Origin of the sequence: Agromyces ramosus (genome assembly GCF_030817175.1) — a bacterium.
GTDB classification, from domain to species: Bacteria; Actinomycetota; Actinomycetes; order Actinomycetales; family Microbacteriaceae; genus Agromyces; species Agromyces ramosus_A.
In genome coordinates, this window is sequence record NZ_JAUSYY010000001.1 from 3,712,130 (window position 1) to 3,727,391 (window position 15,262).

Annotated in this window: 16 protein-coding genes; 12 read left to right on the top strand and 4 right to left on the bottom strand. The window is 70.6% G+C overall.

The features are described 5' to 3' along the window. The first annotated feature begins 74 nt into the window (after nucleotides 1-74). Genes QFZ26_RS17410 through holA form a run of 3 tightly spaced genes read left to right on the top strand, consistent with a single transcriptional unit; the run spans nucleotide 75 to nucleotide 4,177 of the window. Nucleotides 75-752, top strand: coding sequence for a ComEA family DNA-binding protein (locus QFZ26_RS17410; RefSeq protein WP_307044362.1), 678 nt, complete (start codon nucleotides 75-77; stop codon nucleotides 750-752). After that, a complete protein-coding gene (locus QFZ26_RS17415; protein ID WP_307044364.1) occupies nucleotides 752-3,127 on the top strand; it encodes a ComEC/Rec2 family competence protein in 2,376 nt (791 codons plus the stop codon). Before QFZ26_RS17410 ends, QFZ26_RS17415 begins: the two co-directional genes overlap by 1 nt. 24 nt (nucleotides 3,128-3,151) lie before the next feature. Then, on the top strand, nucleotides 3,152-4,177 hold the full coding sequence (holA, locus tag QFZ26_RS17420; RefSeq protein WP_307044366.1) for a DNA polymerase III subunit delta: 1,026 nt from the start codon (nucleotides 3,152-3,154) through the stop codon (nucleotides 4,175-4,177). Between the two features lie 76 nt (nucleotides 4,178-4,253). Here holA and rpsT read toward each other — a convergent pair whose 3' ends face one another. Together rpsT and QFZ26_RS17430 are read right to left on the bottom strand one after the other, a co-directional pair. After that, on the bottom strand, nucleotides 4,254-4,514 hold the full coding sequence (rpsT, locus tag QFZ26_RS17425) for a 30S ribosomal protein S20 (RefSeq protein WP_307044367.1): 261 nt from the start codon (nucleotides 4,512-4,514) through the stop codon (nucleotides 4,254-4,256). Between the two features lie 115 nt (nucleotides 4,515-4,629). Next, nucleotides 4,630-5,418: an alpha/beta fold hydrolase gene (locus QFZ26_RS17430; RefSeq protein WP_307044369.1), complete on the bottom strand. Its 789-nt coding sequence runs from the start codon at nucleotides 5,416-5,418 to the stop codon at nucleotides 4,630-4,632. A 79-nt stretch (nucleotides 5,419-5,497) separates the two neighbouring features. Between QFZ26_RS17430 and lepA the strand changes: the two genes are divergently transcribed. The 3 genes from lepA to hemW are packed head-to-tail and all read left to right on the top strand — an operon-like array spanning nucleotide 5,498 to nucleotide 9,241. Further along, complete coding sequence (lepA, locus tag QFZ26_RS17435; RefSeq protein ID WP_307044371.1) at nucleotides 5,498-7,354, top strand: translation elongation factor 4; 1,857 nt, start codon at nucleotides 5,498-5,500, stop codon at nucleotides 7,352-7,354. 7 nt (nucleotides 7,355-7,361) lie between these two features. After that, nucleotides 7,362-8,012, top strand: coding sequence for a DUF1990 family protein (locus QFZ26_RS17440; protein WP_307044373.1), 651 nt, complete (start codon nucleotides 7,362-7,364; stop codon nucleotides 8,010-8,012). 2 nt (nucleotides 8,013-8,014) lie between these two features. Further along, complete coding sequence (gene hemW / locus QFZ26_RS17445; RefSeq protein WP_307044376.1) at nucleotides 8,015-9,241, top strand: radical SAM family heme chaperone HemW; 1,227 nt, start codon at nucleotides 8,015-8,017, stop codon at nucleotides 9,239-9,241. 6 nt (nucleotides 9,242-9,247) lie between these two features. On the opposite strand, the gene QFZ26_RS17450 is transcribed toward hemW, so the two are convergent. Both QFZ26_RS17450 and QFZ26_RS17455 read right to left on the bottom strand, forming a co-directional pair. Then, nucleotides 9,248-9,634, bottom strand: a complete 387-nt coding sequence (locus tag QFZ26_RS17450) for a DUF4870 domain-containing protein (protein ID WP_307044377.1) — start codon at nucleotides 9,632-9,634, stop codon at nucleotides 9,248-9,250. 107 nt (nucleotides 9,635-9,741) lie between these two features. Beyond that, a complete protein-coding gene (locus QFZ26_RS17455) occupies nucleotides 9,742-10,155 on the bottom strand; it encodes a DUF4870 domain-containing protein (RefSeq protein ID WP_307044379.1) in 414 nt (137 codons plus the stop codon). 190 nt (nucleotides 10,156-10,345) lie between these two features. Here QFZ26_RS17455 and hrcA point away from each other — a divergent pair, with 190 nt between their 5' ends. From hrcA to ybeY, 6 genes are all read left to right on the top strand, one after another. Continuing rightward, nucleotides 10,346-11,368 carry a heat-inducible transcriptional repressor HrcA gene (hrcA, locus tag QFZ26_RS17460; protein ID WP_307044381.1) on the top strand — a complete coding sequence of 341 codons (1,023 nt, stop codon included), beginning with the start codon at nucleotides 10,346-10,348 and terminating at the stop codon, nucleotides 11,366-11,368. Nucleotides 11,369-11,423: 55 nt separating this feature from the next. After that, entirely contained in the window at nucleotides 11,424-12,521 is a 1,098-nt protein-coding gene (gene dnaJ / locus QFZ26_RS17465) for a molecular chaperone DnaJ (protein ID WP_307044383.1), read from the top strand. Nucleotides 12,522-12,532: 11 nt separating this feature from the next. Continuing rightward, entirely contained in the window at nucleotides 12,533-13,267 is a 735-nt protein-coding gene (locus QFZ26_RS17470; protein WP_307044385.1) for a 16S rRNA (uracil(1498)-N(3))-methyltransferase, read from the top strand. Between the two features lie 24 nt (nucleotides 13,268-13,291). After that, on the top strand, nucleotides 13,292-13,669 hold the full coding sequence (locus QFZ26_RS17475) for an HIT domain-containing protein (protein WP_307044387.1): 378 nt from the start codon (nucleotides 13,292-13,294) through the stop codon (nucleotides 13,667-13,669). Nucleotides 13,670-13,742: 73 nt separating this feature from the next. Continuing rightward, nucleotides 13,743-14,759: a PhoH family protein gene (locus QFZ26_RS17480; RefSeq protein WP_307045140.1), complete on the top strand. Its 1,017-nt coding sequence runs from the start codon at nucleotides 13,743-13,745 to the stop codon at nucleotides 14,757-14,759. Between the two features lie 40 nt (nucleotides 14,760-14,799). Further along, nucleotides 14,800-15,261, top strand: a complete 462-nt coding sequence (gene ybeY / locus QFZ26_RS17485) for an rRNA maturation RNase YbeY (RefSeq protein ID WP_307044388.1) — start codon at nucleotides 14,800-14,802, stop codon at nucleotides 15,259-15,261. Nucleotide 15,262 lies beyond the last annotated feature (1 nt).

The following is a 15,262-nucleotide window of genomic DNA, read 5'->3' on the forward strand; positions in this document are numbered from 1 at the left end:
CCCGGCGGCACTGCTGCTCGTGCCGCGGCGGTGCCGAGCTGATTCGGGGCACGGCGCTCGCATAGCGTGCGAGCGTGACTGCGTCCCGTGATCCCGATCCTCTCGACGGGCTCGACCCCACGGCTCGGCGCGCGAAACCCCGCGTGCGCATCGCCGTCGGCGCGGCGGTCGTGCTGTTCATCACCGCGGTCGCGGTCGCCGCGATGCTCTCGTTCAGCGCAGGCGGCGGTGGCGAGCAGACGCTGATCGACGGGTCGGCGACCGAACTGCCCGCGACCGCCGCGCCCGATGCCGTGACGGTCGACGGCTCGCCGGTGCTCGTGCACGTGCTCGGTGCCGTCGTGAAGCCGGGCCTCGTCCAGCTCGACGCCGGGGCGAGGGTCGTCGACGCGGTCGCGGCCGCTGGCGGGTTCACCGCCGACGCCGACCCCGCCGGGGTGAACCTCGCCCGTCCGATCGTCGACGGCGAGCAACTCGTGGTGTTCGCCGTCGGGCAGGCGCCCGCGCCCGCGCCAGCGCCGGCACCCGGACAGGCACCTGGCGGCGCGGTCGGCGCCGACGGCATCGTGCACCTGAACGCGGCGGATGTCGCGGCACTCGACACCCTTCCGCGCATCGGCCCGGCACTCGCGCAGCGCATCATCGACTGGCGCGAGGCGAACGGTCCGTTCACGAGCGTCGACCAGCTCCTCGAGGTCACGGGAATCGGCGACGCGGTCTTCGGCGGCCTCGCCGACCGGGTGGCGCTCTGATGCCCGACCTCAGGCTCCTGGCGCCGGCCTGCTTCGCCTGGCTTGCGGCGTGGCTCGCCGTCGCCGCACCCGACGCGGGGGTACCGGCGTGGGCGCTCGCGACGGCATGCTGGAGCGCTGCCGTCGTGGTGCTCGCACTGCGGGCGGCGGCGAAGCTGGCATGGCCCGCCGGTCGCCCCTCTCGGCGCTCCGTCACCGTCGACGTACTCACCCGCGGCACCGCGACCGCACTGGCAGTGCTGGCGGCCTGCGCGCTGGTCGCCACCGCAGCCGCAACGGCGCTCGACGCGCGCACCGCGTCTCCGCTGGCCGCAGCGGCGGGGGAGTTCCGCACGGCACGCGTGGTCATGGAGCTCACCGCGGCCCCGCGGTCGATGCCGGCGCCGTGGTCGCATGATGAGGCGGTTCCCCAACTCCGCGTGGAAGGGCGTGCAGTCGGCGTCGACGACCGGACGGTCGCGGGCGTGGCGGTCGTCGCGATGGTGTCGGCAGTCCGCGACGGGCTGCAGCTCGGAACACGCCTGACCTTCGAGGCCCGTGTCGCCGCACTCCCGGCTTCGGAGGGTGCGGCGTTCCGGCTGCGGCCGATCGGCGAGGTGCAGATCACGAGCCCTCCGCCCTGGCTCCGCTGGAGCGCCGGACTTCGGGTCGGCTTCGCGGATGCCGCCGAGCGACTCGGCGGCGACGGCGGCGCGCTGGTGCCCGGCCTCGCGATCGGCGACACGAGCGCCGTCGGCTCCGCACTCGACGAGGCGATGAAGGCGAGTTCGCTGAGCCATCTCACCGCGGTGTCCGGTGCGAACTGCGCGATCGTCACGGCCGCCGCATTCGCGGCCGCCGGTGCGCTCCGTGTGCGGCGAACGCTGCGCGTCGTCGTGGCGGTCGCAGCGCTCGTCGGCTTCATCGCGCTGGTCACGCCAGAGGCGAGTGTCGTTCGTGCGGGCACGATGGCCGTGGTCGTGCTCGTGGCCATCGCCGTCGGCCGGCCCGGCGGCGGGGTCGCCGCGCTCTGCCTGGCCGTCATCGTGCTGCTCGTCGTCGATCCCTGGTACGCCCGCGACTACGGGTTCGCGTTGTCGGTGTGCGCCACCGCGGGGCTGTTGCTCCTCGCCGGGCCCGTGGCACGCGTCCTCGCCAGAGTGATGCCGCTGCCGATGGCCGCCGTCCTCGGGGTGCCGCTCGCCGCGCAACTGGCATGCCAGCCAGTGCTCGTACTGCTCGATCCCGGTCTTGCGCTCTACGGCGTGCCCGCGAACCTGCTCGCGGCGCCAGCGGCTCCCGTGGGCACGATCGTGGGACTCGTCGGCTGCCTCCTGCTGCCCGTCTTGCCCTCACTCGCGTTCGCCTGCCTGCAGTTGGCGTGGCTGCCCGCGAGCTGGATCGCGCTCGTCGCGCACGGCGCCTCGGAACTGCCGTTCGGACGGCTGCCATGGCTTCCCGACGGCCCGGGCGCGATCCTCATCGCGGCGTGCACGGCACTCGCGCTCTGGCTGGCACTCGAGCGACGCTCGTCGCCGAGGCTTCGTGCGACCGCATGGAGCATGCTCCTGCTGGCCCTGGCCATCCCGGTCGGGGTGCTCGCCGGCGCCCCGGCGATCACCGCGGCGACGCGCCCCGGCGACTGGTCGGTGGCGGCCTGCGACATCGGACAGGGCGACGCCGTGTTCCTCCGATCCGGCGGACAGGTGGCGCTCATCGACACAGGCCCCGACCCGGCCGCGCTCGAGCGCTGCAGGTCGTTCCTCGGCATCGACCGCATCGACCTGCTCGTCGTCACGCACTGGGATGCCGATCACGCCGGGGGAGTCGACGCCGTCGTGGGCCGCGTCGACACGATGATCCACGGTCCACTCGACGGCACTCGGTCGAGCCGGGTGCTGGATCCGCTCGTCGGGGCGGGCACCGTCGCCGTCGAGGTCGTCGCCGGGCATCGGGGTTCGCTCGGCGACGCCCGCTGGCGCGTGCTCTGGCCCGAACCGGGCGTCCCGCCGGGCAACGACGCGAGTGTCGTGCTCGAGGTGGATACCCCGGCCTACACGGGCGTCTTCCTCGGCGACCTCGGCGAGGAAGCGCAGACGCGCATGCTGGTGGGCGGCGGCGTGGGCCCGGTCGATCTCGTGAAGGTCGCGCACCACGGGTCCGCCGACCAGAGCGACCGGCTCTACGAGGTCCTGCGCGCGACCGTGGGCATCATCGGCGTCGGTGCCGACAACGGGTACGGGCATCCGACCGAGCGGCTGCTCGAGCTCCTCGAGGAAACCGGAACGAGCGACGTGCGCACCGACCGATCGGGAACCTCGCTGCTCACGGCCGATGGCAATGGGTTCCGGCTCTGGAGCGAGCGGGCCGCAGGTGACGTCGGTGCCCGCCCGTAGACTTGGCGGGAACAGGGAGGTGCCGTGGCACGGGCAGGCGCGACGACGAAGGCCAGGGCGGTGATCCCGCAACTCGGGTGGAACGAGATCCGCCCGGCATCGGTGGTGCTCGTCTCCGGCGCCGAAGACGTGCTCGCCGAACGCGCGATCACGATGCTCCGCGACTTCCTCCGTGGTGAAGACCCGGCACTCGAGGTGAGCGACCTCGAAGCCGACGGCTATCGCCGCGGCGAGCTCATGACGCTCGCGAGTCCGTCGCTCTTCGGCGAGCCCCGGCTCATCCGGGTCGCCGGCGTGGAGCGGGCGAGCGACGACTTCCTCATCGACGCGCTCGAGTACCTCGGGCAGCCCGCGGAATCGACCACCCTCGTGCTCCGGCACCGCAGCGGGGTGCGCGGCAAGAAGCTGCTCGACGCGGTTCGTGCGGGCACGGGCGGCGGCATCGAGATCGTCTGCGCCGAGCTCAAGCGAGACGCCGAGAAGCAGGACTTCGCCGCGGCTGAGTTCCGCGCGGCGAGCCGCAAGATCAGCCCCGGCGCGCTCCGGGCACTCGTCGCGGCATTCAGCGACGATCTCCGCGAGCTCTCATCGGCGTGCCGGCAGCTCATCTCGGATGCGCCCGGCGACATCACCGACGGGGTCGTCGCGAAGTACTACGGCGGCCGCGTCGAGACGAACTCCTTCGCCGTCGCCGATGCCGCGATCGCGGGCCGGCACGGCGAAGCGCTCATCGCGCTGCGACACGCCCTCGACAGCGGTGCCGATCCGGTGCCGATGGTCGCCGCGTTCGCCATGAAGGTGCGCACCATGGCCAAGGTTTCGGGCGTGCGCGGGGGCGGGCCGCAGGTCGCGTCCTCGCTCGGGCTCGCGCCCTGGCAGGTCGACCGTGCCCGGCGCGACCTCGCCGGCTGGGACGACGAGGGCCTCGCCCGAGCCATCGAGGCCCTCGCGGCGACCGACGCCGCGGTCAAGGGCGCCGAGCGCGATCCGGTGTTCGCACTCGAACGCCTCGTCGGCATCATCTCGGCGCGGGGTCGCGACCTCCGCTGAGTCGGCCCGCTCGTTCGTCCACGTACGACGAAGGGCCCCGCACGAGGTGCGGGGCCCTTCGATCAGTGCGCTTCGCTCAGAGAGCGGCGACCTGCTTCGCGATGGCCGACTTGCGGTTCGCGGCCTGGTTCTTGTGGATGACGCCCTTGCTGGCGGCCTTGTCGAGCTTGCGCGTCGCGGCGCGGAGAGCGGTGGTGGCCGTCTCCTTGTCGCCCGAGGCGATCGCCTCGCGCGTCGCGCGGACGGCACGCTTCACTTCGCTCTTGACGGCCTTGTTGCGCTCCTGCGCCTTCAGGTTGGTGCGGATGCGCTTGATCTGCGACTTGATGTTTGCCACGTGGTTCGTCTTTCGTCTTATGCGGGTACCGGACATGCCGCAATCGGTAGAGGGGCCGTCGCGGCGAGTCGTGCGGGGTGGGACCCACACGGAAGCCAACAGACAACGATACCAGTTAGGCGTCGGACGCACCAATGCGGCGGCGGCGGCGCGCCGCGAGGGCAGCGCGGTGCTCGAGTTCCGCGACCGCCCCCGAGACGACGGCGGTGAACTCGTCGGGTCGTGCGAGGCTCACGAGGTGGGTGGCGCCGGGCACGACGACGAGCCGGCCATCACGCGTGGCGCGCAGCATCCGTCGCTCCTCGAGGCGGAAATGGTCGAATCGCCCGTTCACGAACCAGACCGGCACGTCGACCGCGGCGAGCGCACGTTCGGGGTCGAGCGTGCCCACGAGCTCGAGTGCCGGAGCCATCACGTCGAGCGCGACGCCTCCCGCGATCACGTCGTCGACTGCGGCCGCCGGGAGGAACGCTCGGGCCATCAGGTCGTTCAGGGCGCGACCCCGATCGGGCAGGCGTCCGATCAGGGCGGCGAGCCGCTGGTAGCCGCCGAGGGGCGCCCCTCGCGGGCGGATGCCGCAGGAGGCGGCGACGAGCCCGTCGATCCGGCCCGGGTTCCGGGCGGCGTACTCGATCGAGAGGTATCCGCCGAGGCTCAGCCCCACGAGGAGGCGGGGGAGCGGCGCCTCGGGCGCCGTCGGAGCCTCGAAGGCCGCATCGATCACGCGGAACGCCTCGTCGAGCGTGAACGGCTCCCCGAGGCGCGCACCGTGCCCGGGCAGGTCGACCGCGACGACATCGAGGTCGAGCGCCTCGAGCGCCAGGAGCTGCCTCCGCCACATCGACGCCGACGTGCGCAGGCCGTGCACGAGCACGACGCGAGCGCGAGGCATCCCTACGGTCATGGTGCTGCCAGCGTACGCCCGAGGCCGCGCGTGGGCATCCGTCGAAGCGGGTGTCGAAAGTCATGGGAGAATCGACAGGATGTCTCCGAGAGCCGTAACCCCGCCGGTGCCTGCCGCCACCGACCCTGCGCTGATCCGCAACTTCTGCATCATCGCGCACATCGACCACGGCAAGTCGACGCTCGCCGACCGCATGCTCGGCATCACCGGTGTGGTGAGCGACCGCGACATGCGCGCCCAGTACCTCGACCGCATGGACATCGAGCGCGAGCGCGGCATCACCATCAAGAGCCAGGCCGTGCGCATGCCGTGGCAGCTCGGCGACACCGCGTACGCGCTGAACATGATCGACACCCCCGGGCACGTCGACTTCAGCTACGAGGTCTCCCGCTCGCTCGCGGCGTGCGAGGGCGCGATCCTCCTCGTCGACGCGGCGCAGGGCATCGAGGCCCAGACGCTCGCGAACCTCTACCTCGCCCTCGAGAACGACCTCGAGATCATCCCGGTGCTGAACAAGATCGACCTGCCGGCCGCCGAACCCGACAAGTACGCACGCGAGCTCGCCGACCTCATCGGCGGCTCGCCCGACGACGTCATGAAGGTGTCCGGCAAGACGGGCGTCGGCGTCGAAGAGCTGCTCGACCGGGTCGTCGAGCGCATCCCGGCACCGGTGGGCGATCCGGATGCCCCGGCTCGTGCCATGATCTTCGACTCCGTCTACGACAGCTACCGCGGCGTGGTCACGTACGTCCGCATGATCGACGGGCAGCTGAGCCCTCGCGAACGCATCCAGATGATGTCGACGCGTGCCACGCACGAGATCCTCGAGATCGGCGTGAGCGCGCCCGAGCCGACGCCGACGAGGGGCCTCGGCATCGGCGAGGTCGGCTACCTCATCACGGGCGTGAAGGACGTGCGCCAGTCGAAGGTCGGCGACACGGTGACGACGGCGTCGAAGCCCGCCACCGAGGCGCTCGCGGGCTACACCGAACCGCTGCCGATGGTCTTCTCAGGTCTCTACCCGATCGACGGCAGCGATTATCCCGAGCTCCGCGAGGCCCTCGACAAGCTGAAGCTCTCCGACGCCGCGCTCGTCTACGAGCCCGAGACGTCGGTCGCGCTCGGCTTCGGGTTCCGCTGCGGATTCCTCGGCCTCCTGCACCTCGAGATCGTCACCGAGCGGCTGCGTCGCGAGTTCGACCTCGACATCATCGCGACGGCGCCGTCGGTCATCTACGAGGTGACGACCGAAGACAAGAAGTCGGTCACAGTGACCAACCCGAGCGAGTTCCCCACCGGGGCGAAGATCGTCGAGGTGCGCGAGCCGATGGTGCGCGCCGCGATCCTCGCGCCGAAAGACTACGTCGGAACCATCATGGAGCTCTGCCAGTCGCGCCGCGGGGCGCTCCTCGGCATGGAGTACCTCGGCGAAGATCGCGTCGAGATCCGCTACAACATCCCGCTCGGCGAGATCGTGTTCGACTTCTTCGACCAGTTGAAGTCGAAGACGGCGGGTTACGCCTCGCTCGACTACGAGCCGATCGGCGACCAGGCGGCCGACCTCGTGAAGGTCGACATTCTGCTGCAGGGCGAGCAGGTCGACGCGTTCAGCGCGATCGTGCATCGCGACAAGGCCTACGCCTACGGCGTGCTCATGACCGGACGCCTGCGCGAGCTCATCCCGCGGCAGCAGTTCGAAGTGCCGATCCAGGCGGCGATCGGCGCCCGCATCATCGCACGCGAGTCGATCCGCGCGATGCGCAAAGACGTGCTCGCCAAGTGCTACGGCGGTGACATCACCCGCAAGCGCAAGCTCCTCGAGAAGCAGAAGGAGGGCAAGAAGCGCATGAAGATGGTCGGCCGCGTCGAGGTGCCCCAAGAGGCGTTCATCGCCGCGCTCTCCGGCGACACCGAGAGCAAAGCGGTCAAGAAGTAGGACACCGATGACTCGTCGAAGCACCTTCACCGACCAGTCGGTCACCTACGGGGCGATCGGGGCGACGCTCGCGCCCGATCTGCTCCGCTACCCGCCGGCCGGCTACCGCCCCGCTGAAGACACCGTCCGCCTCGGCAGCGGTGTCGAGCGGTTCGAGCGTGCGGCCGAGTCGCTCATGACGTGGGGCATCCAGCGCGGCGTCGGCTTCACGGTCGACGACGTGTCCGAGGGCACCGGCGCCCAGTATCCCGGCATCGTCTACGATGCCGACGGCGCACCGCTGGGCGAACAGCCGGGTCCTCGCAACGAGCAGCGCTTCGGTGTCGACGGCACGCCGTACATCACGGCCGGCATGACCGCCACGCTGCGGCGCAAGGGGCGCTTCCGCGCGCAGCAGACGCCCGTGCTCGTCGTCTACGTCGTCGACGAGCCCGACCGCATCGGCTTCGCCTACGGCACGACCGCCGACGGCCCCGAAAGCGGTGAGGAATCGTTCATCCTCGAGCGGCGTGACGACGACACCGTCTGGCTCACGATCCGTTCGATCCTCGCCACTCGCGGCGGCATCCATCGCCCGTTCGCGCCGCGCCAACGTCGCAAGCGTCGCGAGCTCACGAAGCGAGAGCTGCGGGCGCTGCACCCGGCAGGCGGCGTGTAGGCGTGGGCTCCGCCCTCCCGCTCGGCGAGCCTGCGCCCGCCGACGGGCTGCTGCCGGCGACGGCCGCCCGCGGCGCACTCGACCGCGCATTCGGCGTCTACATCCACGTGCCGTTCTGCCGGGTGCGGTGCGGGTACTGCGACTTCAACACCTACACCTCCGGTGAGCTGCGGGGTGCGCGCCAGTCCGACTATGCCGGCCAGGCGATCGGAGAGATCCGGATGTCGCGGCGCGTGCTGGAGGCATCCGGCCTGCCTGAGCGAGCCGCGCAGACCGTGTTCTTCGGGGGCGGCACGCCGACGCTGCTCCCCGCCGACGACCTCGTCCGGATGCTCGACGCGGTTCGGCAGGAATTCGGGCTCGCCGGCGACGCTGAGGTCACGACCGAGGCGAACCCCGACTCGGTCGGGCCGGCCGATCTCGTCCGCCTCGCCGAAGGCGGGTTCACTCGCGTCTCGTTCGGCATGCAGTCGGCGGTGCCGCACGTGCTGGCGGCGCTCGATCGCACCCATGACCCCGATCGGGTCCCGCTCGTGGTGGCGTGGGCACGCGACGCCGGCCTCGATGTGAGCCTCGACCTCATCTACGGCACGCCAGGGGAGTCGCTCGCCGATTGGCGACGCAGTCTCGAGTCGGCGATCGCCGAGCATCCCGATCACCTCAGCGCCTATGCGCTCATCGTCGAGGAGGGCACGAAGCTCGCACGGCAGATCCGGCGTGGCCAGCTCGCGGAGCCGTCCGACGACCTCGAGGCCGACATGTACGAACTCGCCGACGAGTTGCTCGCCGCGGCGGGGTACGACTGGTACGAGGTCAGCAACTGGGCGACGGACGCCTCACACCGGTCACGGCACAACCTCGGCTACTGGCGGGGTGACGACTGGTGGGGTGTCGGTCCGGGCGCGCACAGTCACGTGGGCGGCGTGCGCTGGTGGAACGCGAAGCATCCGTCGGCGTATGCCGACCGCATCGACTCCGGCGTCTCGCCGGCGGTCGGCCGTGAGGTGCTCGATGCCTCGACGCGGGAGACCGAGCGGGTGCTGCTGCTGACGCGCATCCGCGAGGGCATCGACCTCGCCTCGCTGCACGCGGGCGGCCGGCGAGCGGTCGCCGGTCTCATCGCCGATGAGCTCGTCGACGCGAAAGCCGCCCTCTCCGGTGGGCTCACGCTCACCAGGAGAGGACGGCTGCTCGCCGACGCCGTGGTCAGGCGCCTGCTCGAGGGTTGAGGCTCGTCAGCTCACGAACTTGATCGTGAGCGGGTACGTGTACGGCTGGCCCTGGTTGGCCTTGACCGCGGCGATGATGCTGAAGACGATGACGAGCACGCCGATCACGGCCAGCAGGATGAAGCCGATGATGATGATCGTGAGCAGGCCCGAGACGATCGCGGCGATCGTCATCGTGATCTGGAAGTTCAGCGCCGTCGCGGTGTGCGCGCGCACGAACGGTCCGCGATCCTTCAGGACCAGGTAGCCGATGAGGGCGGGAAGGAAGCCGAAGAAGATGCCGCCGATGTGGATGAGCGTCGCCCAGAGCTTCTCGTCTGACGGGCTCAGCTGTGGGCTCTGCTGGTAGGGATTCGCCGGCGGCGGCGGGGGCGGCGGAGGTGCGTCGGACATGGTGTCTCCTTGGTGGGTCGCCCGAGGGCGGGCTCGGTTCATTCATGCTCGCACAGAGTCGCGCGCCGAGAGCGGATTTCCGTCTCGGCGCGCGATCGGCGCTGGCGCTACTTGATGAGGCGGATCGCGAAGGGGTACCGGTAGTGGTTGCCGTCCTTCGCCTTGAGGAAGGCGATGATCGAGAAGACGACGCTCACGATCCAAGCCGCCCATACGATGAACACGCCGATGAGGATGAAGGTGAGGATCCACCCGACCACGTAGGCGATGAGGATCGTGATCTGGAAGTTCAGGGCCTCCTTGCCCTCGGTGTTCGTGAAGGATCCCCGGTCCTTGAAGATGAGCCAGATGATGAGCGAGGGCAGCGGACCGAGGATGCCGCCGAGGTGCGCGAACGAACCCCACTGGACGTCTTGCTCGGGCGACAGCGGCGCGGCGGCCACCGGCTGGGGGCCCGCGGGCTGCTGCGGCGGAGTCGGCGGGACGTTGGGATCGGGCGACTGGGCGTTCGGATCGGTCATGTGCGTGCCTTTCAGGGTTCTCGGTGAACCGCGACTGCGTTGGGGGAGGGATCGCAGCCAGGGTGACTCGCGGACTACCCATACGGTAGCGCCGCGACCCACCGCTGGCAACGGCTCGTTGCCGGGATGTCGCGATATGATTGGCAGTCAGTCTTTACGAGTGCTAATCGATACGACGGAAGCGAGGGTCATGGTCTCGGAACGAAGTCTCGCAGTGCTCCGCGCGATCGTGCACGACTACGTCGCCTCGCGCGAGCCGGTCGGCTCGAAGACGATCGTCGAACGGCACTCGTTCGGCGTCTCGGCGGCGACGATCCGCAACGACATGGCGCTCCTCGAAGAAGAGGAGCTCATCGCGGCGCCGCATACCTCCTCGGGGCGCATCCCCACCGACAAGGGCTACCGCGTCTTCGTCGACCAGCTCACCGACGTGCGCCCCCTGAGCCCGGCTCAGCGCCAGGCGATCGAGACCTTCTTGGGCGAGTCGAGCGACCTCGACGAGCTCCTGGCCCGCACGGTTCGGCTCATCTCGCAGCTCACGAGGCAGCTCGCGGTCGTGCAGTACCCGAGTTTCGGCAGCGCTCGCGTGCGACACGTCGAGCTGGTCTCGCTCGCGCCGACCCGGGTGCTCTGCATCCTGATCTCCGATTCCGGGCAGGTCGAGCAGCGGCTCGCCGAGCTCGACCACCCGGTCGATGAAGAGACGCTGAGCCGTCTGCGCACGCGGCTGAACGAGATCGCGGCAGGGTCGACGATGGCGGATGCCGCGGCCCTCCTCTCCGGCGAGATCGACGACGCCGACCGGCGCCACGCCGCCGTGCTGCACACGCTCGCGGCGACCCTCGCCGAGCAGGCGCGCGTACAGCGCAGCGACCGCCTCGTGGTGGCCGGTGCGGCGAACCTCGTGCGCACCGAGCAGGACTTCGCGGGCTCGATCCTCGGGGTCATCGAGGCCATCGAGGAGCAGGTCGTGCTGCTCCGCCTGTTCGGCGAGATGGCCGGCGACGAGCACACCGTCGCCGTGCGCATCGGCCGCGAGAACGCCTCGTTCGGCCTCGGCGAGACGTCGATCGTGTCGAGCTCGTTCGAGATCCCCGGCCGCGACGTCTCGCGCCTCGGCGTCGTCGGCCCCACCCGCATGGACTACTCGCACAGCATGGCGGCCGTTCGCGCGGTCGCCCGCTACCTCTCCCGCACGCTCGGCGAGAGCTGATACCGCCGCTCGTCGCAACCGACCGGCATCCCGCAATCGAAAGGACAAGCCCTCCGTGGCCGACCATTACGAGGTCCTCGGCGTCGCGCGCGACGCCACCCCCGACGAGATCAAGAAGGCGTACCGTCGGCTCGCGCGCGAACTCCACCCCGACGTGAATCCCGGCGCCGAGGCATCCGAGCGCTTCAAGATGGTGACCCACGCCTACGACGTGCTCTCCGACCCGAAGCAGCGTGAGCAGTACGACCTCGGCGGCCAGGGCGGCTTCGGCGGGCAGAACTACGGCGGCTTCGGCGACATCTTCGAGACGTTCTTCGGGGCCGGCCAGCAGAGCCGGGGTCCGCGCTCCCGTCGCGAGCGGGGCCAAGACGCCCTGATCCGCGTCGAGGTCGGCCTCGACGAGGTGATCTTCGGCACGCACCGCGAGATGGAGGTCGACACGGCCGTCACGTGCGAGACGTGTCGCGGCACGTGCTGCCAGCCCGGCACCTCGCCCGTCACGTGCGACATCTGCCACGGCACCGGATCGATCCAGCGCCAGGTCCGTTCGCTCCTCGGCAACGTCATCACGTCGAGCCCGTGCGGCACCTGCCGCGGGTATGGCACGATCATCGCGACGCCGTGCGTGACCTGCCAGGGGCAGGGCCGCGTGCGTGCGCGCCGCACAGTGCCCGTCGACATCCCCGCCGGAGTCGACACCGGGGTGCGGCTGCAGATGCCGGGATCCGGCGAGGCCGGCCCGGCGGGCGGCCCGAACGGCGACCTCTACCTCGAGATCAAGGTCAAGAACCACGACGTCTTCAGCCGCAACGGCGACGACCTGCTCTGCACCCTCGAGGTGGCCATGACCGACGCGATCCTCGGCACGACCACGACGGTCGCGGCGCTCGACGGCGACGTCGAGGTCGAGCTTCGGCCCGGGCTGCAGAGCGGTGAGATCCTCACCGTGAAGGACCGCGGGGTCACGAAGCTCCGCGGCGCCGGCCGCGGCGACCTCAAGATCGGGGTCCACGTGGTCACGCCGACCAGGCTCTCGTCGAAGGAGCGCGATCTCATGCAGCAGTTCGCGGCGTCGAAGAAGGCGCCGGCGCCCGAGCTGAGCCATTTCCAGCAGGGCATCTTCTCGCGGCTGCGCGACCGGTTCCTCGGGTAGCGGATGCCCCGATGAGCAGCCTCTACCTCGACGAGTCCCTCGACCTGACCACCCTCGCGCCCGGGGCGACGGTCGACCTCACGGGCGACGAGGCGCGGCATGCCGTGACCGTGGCGCGAGTGCGCGCGGGCGAGCGCATCGCGATCGGCGACGGCCGGGGTGTCGTCGTACGCGGCGTCGTCACCTCGACCGGCCCCCGTGAGCTCTCGCTCGAGGCCGAGGAGGTGCTCGTCGAAGAGCCACCGGCGACCCGCATCACGCTCGTGCAGGCCCTCGCGAAGGGCGATCGCGACGAGCTCGCCGTGCAGGCCGCGACCGAGCTCGGCGTCGACGCGATCGTGCCGTGGGCCGCCGCACGTTCCGTCTCGCGCTGGGAGGGACCCAAGGCGGAGAAGGGCCGACAGCGCTGGGCGGTCATCGTGCGCGAGGCCGTGAAGCAGTCCATCCGCTCCTGGCTTCCCCAGGTCTCGCCCGTGGCGACGACCGCGCAACTGACCGAGCGTCTCGCGGGCGCCCGGGTGCTGCTTCTGGAGCCGAGCGCGACGACCGCGCTCTCGGGGTTGCAACCCGATGGCCGCGACCTCGCCCTCGTCGTGGGGCCCGAGGGCGGCATCGCGCCGTCCGAGCTCGAACGCCTCATCGCCGAGGGTGCCGAACCGGTGCGGCTCGGGGCATCCGTGCTGCGTACCTCCACGGCAGGGCCGGCCGCGATCGCCGTGCTCAATGCGACGCTCGGGCGGTGGTGAGGCATCCGTCGCTACGATGGGGTGATGACCGACTCTCGCGCAGAACCGACGCTCTTCGAGCGCATCGCCGCCCGTGAGATCCCCGCGCGCATCGTCGCAGAGACCGAGCGCGTCATCGCCTTCCACGACATCGCGCCCAAGGCGCCGGTGCACGTGGTGGTGACCCCGAAGGCGGGCGACTACCGCGACGTGGTCGAACTCGCCGGCGGCGACCCCGGGCTGCTCGCCGAGCTCGTCGCGGTGGCCCACGGCGTCGCCGACGAGCTGGCCGACGGCCAGTTCCGGCTCGTCTTCAACACCGGCGCGGCCGCGGGCCAGACCGTCTTCCACGTGCATGCCCACGTGCTCGCCGGCAACAGCTCCGCGGGTGGGCTCGAGGAGGCCACGCTTGCCGACGCCTGACCCGACCGCACCCCGACCCGCGCCGCAGTCCGCGAGCGGCGACGAGGAGCGGCTCAGCATCGACGGCATCGCGATGGTCCGCCTGCTCGGTCCCCAAGACCGACTGCTCGCGACGATCCAGCGCGAGTACCCGGGCGTCGAGGTGCATGTGCGCGGCAATGAGATCGCCATCCGGGGCGCCACCGACGAACGCCTGCGCGTGCGACGGCTCATCGAGGAACTGCTCGAGCTGGTTCGCAACGGGCAGGATCCGACACCCACCGAAGTGAGGAGCTCGGCCCGCATGCTCGAATCCGATCCCAATGCCAAGCCGTCCGAGATGCTCGGACAGGTCATCGTCTCGAGCCGCGGCAAGACCATCCGGCCGATGACCGAGGGCCAGCGCCGCTACGTCGACGCGATCGACGAGCACACCATCGTGTTCGGAATCGGACCGGCAGGCACCGGCAAGACCTACCTCGCGATGGCGAAGGCGGTGCAGGCCCTCCAGCGCAAGGAGGTGAGCCGCATCATCCTGACCCGTCCGGCCGTCGAGGCGGGCGAACGGCTCGGATTCCTCCCCGGCACCCTGACCGACAAGATCGACCCGTACCTCCGGCCGCTCTATGACGCGCTCAACGAGATGATGGACCCCGAGCTCGTGCCGAAGCTCCTCGCCTCAGGTACGGTCGAGGTCGCACCGCTCGCGTACATGCGCGGCCGCACTCTCAACGACTCCTTCGTCGTCCTCGACGAGGCGCAGAACACGACGCCCGAGCAGATGAAGATGTTCCTCACCCGGCTGGGCTTCGGCTCGCAGATGGTCGTCACCGGCGACATCACGCAGATCGACCTCCCGGGCGGCGCCAGCGGCCTCCGCCTCGTGACGCGCATCCTCGACCATGTCGACGACATCGAGTTCGTCCGGCTCACGAGCGACGACGTCGTGCGCCACACCCTCGTCGGCCGCATCGTCGACGCGTACACCGAGTACGACCAGCGCCAGCAGGCGCAGCGGTTCGAGCGCGACCAGGCGCGCGAGTTCGCCAACCGTGCCGAACGGCGCGGTCATGCCGGCCCCCGCGACCACCTGCCGAGGAAGTCCAAGTGAGCCAGACCGGCCGAGTGAGCATGACAGGAAGGCCTCGCGCGTGAGCATCGAGATCAACAACGAATCGGCGATCGACGTCGATGAGACGGCGCTCCAGCGCCTCGCGGTGTACGCACTCGACGCGATGCACGTGCACCCCGACGCGGAGCTCGCGATCGTGCTCGTCGACGAGGGCGCGATGGAGCAGCTGCACGTGCAGTGGATGGACGAGCCCGGTCCCACCGACGTGCTGAGCTTCCCCATGGATGAGCTCCGCCCGGGCACCGAAGAGCAGCCCACGCCGCCCGGGCTCCTCGGTGATGTCGTGCTGTGCCCGCAGGTCGCCCAGGCCCAGGCCCAGACCGCGGGGCATCCGCTCATCGACGAACTGCTGCTGCTGACGACGCACGGCATCCTGCACCTGCTCGGGTTCGACCACGCCGAACCCGACGAGGAGAAGGAGATGTTCGGCCTGCAGCGAGACATCCTCGTCGGATACTCGATGCAGGAGCGACGCCGCTGAT

Coding starts and splice junctions, on each gene's coding strand:
- QFZ26_RS17475 (WP_307044387.1), top strand. CDS start 13,292: ATGACCGACTCTCGCGCAGAACCGACGCTCTTCGAGCGCATCGCCGCC.
- QFZ26_RS17450 (WP_307044377.1), bottom strand. CDS start 9,634: ATGTCCGACGCACCTCCGCCGCCCCCGCCGCCGCCGGCGAATCCCTAC.
- QFZ26_RS17415 (WP_307044364.1), top strand. CDS start 752: ATGCCCGACCTCAGGCTCCTGGCGCCGGCCTGCTTCGCCTGGCTTGCG.
- QFZ26_RS17455 (WP_307044379.1), bottom strand. CDS start 10,155: ATGACCGATCCGAACGCCCAGTCGCCCGATCCCAACGTCCCGCCGACT.
- QFZ26_RS17430 (WP_307044369.1), bottom strand. CDS start 5,418: ATGACCGTAGGGATGCCTCGCGCTCGCGTCGTGCTCGTGCACGGCCTG.
- QFZ26_RS17480 (WP_307045140.1), top strand. CDS start 13,743: ATGGTCCGCCTGCTCGGTCCCCAAGACCGACTGCTCGCGACGATCCAG.
- hrcA (WP_307044381.1), top strand. CDS start 10,346: ATGGTCTCGGAACGAAGTCTCGCAGTGCTCCGCGCGATCGTGCACGAC.
- QFZ26_RS17470 (WP_307044385.1), top strand. CDS start 12,533: ATGAGCAGCCTCTACCTCGACGAGTCCCTCGACCTGACCACCCTCGCG.
- QFZ26_RS17440 (WP_307044373.1), top strand. CDS start 7,362: ATGACTCGTCGAAGCACCTTCACCGACCAGTCGGTCACCTACGGGGCG.
- lepA (WP_307044371.1), top strand. CDS start 5,498: ATGTCTCCGAGAGCCGTAACCCCGCCGGTGCCTGCCGCCACCGACCCT.